Origin of the sequence: Gordonibacter pamelaeae 7-10-1-b (genome assembly GCF_000210055.1) — a bacterium.
Lineage (GTDB): Bacteria > Actinomycetota > Coriobacteriia > Coriobacteriales > Eggerthellaceae > Gordonibacter > Gordonibacter pamelaeae.
This window is the reverse complement of sequence record NC_021021.1, coordinates 235812-239612: the sequence shown is the minus strand read 5'-3', so window position 1 is coordinate 239612 and position 3801 is coordinate 235812. Positions and strand designations below refer to the sequence as shown.

Below are 3801 nucleotides of genomic sequence, written 5' to 3'. Positions count from 1 at the left end.
CCACGCCCGGCCGCGTGCCCGCCCCGCGCGCCGACTTCGGGCGCGACCCGGGCGACTACCGGGTGCCGGTGCTGTTCAACAACAACTGCCTGACGGAGGTGCTGGCCTGCCAGAAGGACTACTGGGAGGGCCGCATGGACGAGAGCGAGTTCCGCCACCGCATCGGCTCGCCTACGAACGACGCCCCGCTGCCGAACGTCCAGATGATCATATTCGAGAACAACTACGCCAACAACCACTCGAACGTTAACAAGCGCTTCGCCGGCATGGCGTCGACCGAGTTCAACTGGGGCTTCCAGTGGCATCTCAACCAGCCCACGGCAGAGCTCTGCGATATCATCCTTCCGGCGCCCGTGTGGCAGTTCGAGGGCATGGACGAGTACATGTACGGGCACCAGCGCTTCGTGAGCGGCCCGAACGGCATGCGCAACTACTTCACGTTCTGCGCTCGCGGCGTGGACTTCCCCGGCGAGGTGCGCTCGAAGGAGTGGGTGTGGACCGAGATCGCCAAGCGCCTGGGCGACGAGGTGGTGCAGGGCTACAACCCGCGCCTGGCCGACGTGGCCTGGGAGGATTGGGTCGACGCGCAGGAAGCCATCTACCGCGAGGCCTTCGAGGAGTGGGCCGACAACGAGACCGTCATGGCGTACCTGGGGTACGACCACCGTCCCACTTGGGAGGAGTTCAACGCCAACCCCGTCGTGCGCACCGAGGTGGACGTGCCGTACTACCCGTTCAAGACCCTCATGGAGCGCGGCGAGAGCCCCTTCGGAACCCCGACCGGCAAGATCGAGTTCTCGTCGAACTTCGTGAAGGACCACGACATGACCGAAACGCGCTGGCGCGGGCAGATCGAGCCCATGCCGGTGTGGAGCCCGAGCTACGTGGAGGGCGACATCGGCTCGGCCTCGAACGACGGCTTCTACAACCCGAAGGCGAAGGAGTACCCGCTGTCGCTCGTGTCGCCGGTGTCCATCTACCGCCAGCATTCGAGCAACGACAACAACCCCTTCATGCGCGAGGACTGCTACCGCCACGCCGTGTGGATCTCGGGCGTGGACGCCCAGGCGCGCGGCATCAAGGACGGCGACCTGTGCCGCGTGAGCAGCGACCGCGGCGAGACCGTGCTCACGGCCTACGTGACGAACCGCATGATGCCGGGCACCGCCGCCGTGCACCACGGCGCGTGGTACCAGACCGACGGCACCGCGGCCGAGATGAACGAGTACGGCCAGGACCTGCGCGGCACGCCGAACATCCTCATCGACGACGGGCACCTGCCGCATATCCTGGGCGCGCTCATCACGGCCGGCCTCGTGGAAGTGGAGAAGCTGGCCGATGGCGACGCCGAGGGCTTCGGCCTGGAGGCGGAGCGCGGCGGCATGCGCGGGGCGAAGGCGGCGCTCGGCCTGCGGGCCGCGCTCGGAGAGGGAAGGGAGTAGGACCATGACGCAGTACGGATTTATGTTCGACATGAACCGCTGCTACGCATGCCAGGCGTGCAGCATCGCGTGCAAGGATTGGAACGGCCTCGAGCCGGGCGCCGAGAAGTGGATGGGCGTCTACGAGTGGGAGCAGGGCACGTTCCCGAACATCCGCCTGCACGCGCTGGCGTTCCCGTGCGGCCATTGCGAGGACCCGGCGTGCGCGAAGGCGTGCCCGAACGGCGCCCTCTACAAGGAGGACGAGTTCGGCGCCGTGCTCGTCGACCAGGACAAGTGCGACGGTTGCCGGAAGTGCTACGATGCGTGCCCCTACGGCGCGCCGCGCTTCGCCTCCGACGAGCCGGGCACGAAGATGAGCAAGTGCACCATGTGCGTCGATCGCCTGGCCGAGGGCATGCAGCCCGCGTGCACGGCGAGCTGCCCGCTGCGGGCCTTCGACTTCGGCCCGCTCGGCGAGCTGGTGGAGAAGTACGGCGACGTGCGCTTCTGCGAGGGCATGCCCGCGCCCGACGCGACGGGTCCCGCCTTCCTGATCTGGAACCCGCGCGAGAAGCAGCCGCTTGTGCCCTACGACGCCGAGGAGGCCATCGCGCTCAACCGCCAGCGCGGCGACTTGGGCATGCTCTTCGAGGGCGCCGAGGACCTCGTCTCCTTCGACGAGGGCACCGTCCGCCGCGACGAGCTGCGCATGAAGCACGGCACCGTGGTGGAGTTCATGCGTGCGACCAGGAACGATATGGCGTAGGAGAGCTCCGGGAGCGCTCTGGCGAGCGCTCCCGGAGTCGGGGGAACGAAAAACCAACGAAAGGGGAAAGCTATGGAATGGATAGGGGTTGCCGGCATCGTCGTCGGGCTCGTGTTCTTCGTCATCGCGGCCATGAAGGGGTGGAACGTGCTCATCACGTCCCTCGTCACGGCCGTCATCATCGCGCTCACCAACGGCATGGATATCGCCGCGGCCATGGTGGGCGGCGAGTCGTCGTACGTCACGGGGCTCGCGGGCTTCGTACAGAAGAACCTGCTCATCTTCATGGGCGGCGCCATCATGGGCGAGTTCATGGACAAGTCGGGCGCGGCCAAGGCCATCGCGAACGCCGTCATGGGGAAGGTGGGCTCCAAGAGCCCGTACCTCGTGCTGCTGGGCATCGCCGCGGTGGGCGCGGTGCTCACCTACGCGGGCATCTCCATGTTCGTGGCCATGTTCGCGCTCATTCCGCTGGCGCGACCGCTGTTCAAAGAGTGCAACATCCCGTGGCACCTGTTCTGCGCTGCCTGGACGCTCGCGGCCTGCTCGTTCACCATGGCCATGATTCCCGGCGTGCCCGCCATCGCGTGGATCAACGCCGCGAACGGCTGCGGCGTGTCGCTGACCGCTGCGCCCGTCATGGGCATCGTGGGCTCGATCGTCGCCATCGCGGTGTCGTGCGTGTACATCAAGTTCGCGCTGAAGCGCGCCCAGGCCAAGGGCGAGACCTACGAGACGTCCGCAGGCGAGGCCGAGGTGGCCGACGACAAGCCGCTGCCGGGCGTCGCCGTGGCGCTGCTGCCGCTCGTGCTGCTCATCGCCATCATCATCGTCGGCTCGCAGCTGGGCGTGGCGAACATCATCTACATCGCCATGGTGACGGCCGTCGTGGCCAGCATGGTCCTGTTCCACAAGCACATCGACAGCCAGCGCGACGTGCTGGGCAACGGCGCCAAGGCGGCCCTCGGGCCTGCGCTGTTCACCTCGGCCGCCGTGGGCGTGGGCACCGTGGCCGCCGCCTCCGTGGGTTTCACGGTCATCTACGAGGCCATCTTCAACATGCCGGGCGGCACCTACGTGTCCGCCGCCACCATGGCGGCCGTGCTCGGCGGCGTCATGGGCTCCGGCTCGGGCGCGGTGGGCATCATCGCCGGCAACTTCCTCGACCCGTACCTGGCCACGGGCGTGAACCCGGCCGCCCTCGCGAAGATCATCGCCACGTCGGCCACCATCGGCGGCGCGCTGCCGAACTCCGGCGCCATGTTCGGCATGCTGGCGGCCATGGGGCTCAACCACAAGAACTCCTACAAGCACATCGCGGCCATATCCATCGGCGCGGGGCTCTGCGCGCTGATCGTGATGATAGTGATGGCGAACATCGGAATCGTTTAGGTCCGAGCACGCCGCAGGTTCGAGGGCGTGACAGAGGGACGGGGATAATGTCTCATTCTCCGAAGTCCCTCGATTGCTGCAAGCGCAGGGGGAATGAGACATTATCCCCGTCCCTCTGTCACGCCCCCTCTGTCACGCCCGTCACACCTCTAACAAAGGGGGCAATCATGAAGGAAACACCGGTTGCCGGGAAGGCGCCCAACGAGGTGAAGGCGCCGG

At 67.1% G+C, this 3801-nt stretch carries 3 protein-coding genes; all 3 read left to right on the top strand.

Features of this window, described 5'->3' with window-relative positions; translation table 11 throughout:
• Window positions 1-1442 (top strand): molybdopterin-dependent oxidoreductase (locus tag GPA_RS01050; RefSeq protein WP_197533051.1); only part of this gene is annotated, 1442 nt, incomplete at its 5' end.
• A gap of 4 nt (window positions 1443-1446) precedes the next feature.
• The gene (locus GPA_RS01045; protein WP_015538694.1) at window positions 1447-2190 is read left to right on the top strand and encodes a 4Fe-4S dicluster domain-containing protein; all 744 of its coding nucleotides are present in this window, start codon (window positions 1447-1449) and stop codon (window positions 2188-2190) included.
• Window positions 2191-2262: 72 nt separating this feature from the next.
• Window positions 2263-3582 (top strand): GntP family permease, encoded by a 1320-nt coding sequence (locus GPA_RS01040; protein WP_015538693.1) that lies wholly within the window; start codon window positions 2263-2265, stop codon window positions 3580-3582.
• Window positions 3583-3801: the final 219 nt, after the last annotated feature.

What these genes read in the sequence shown, in the direction of transcription:
- GPA_RS01045 (WP_015538694.1), top strand. Translation starts at nt 1,447, where the DNA reads ATGACGCAGTACGGATTTATGTTCGACATGAACCGCTGCTACGCATGC.
- GPA_RS01040 (WP_015538693.1), top strand. Translation starts at nt 2,263, where the DNA reads ATGGAATGGATAGGGGTTGCCGGCATCGTCGTCGGGCTCGTGTTCTTC.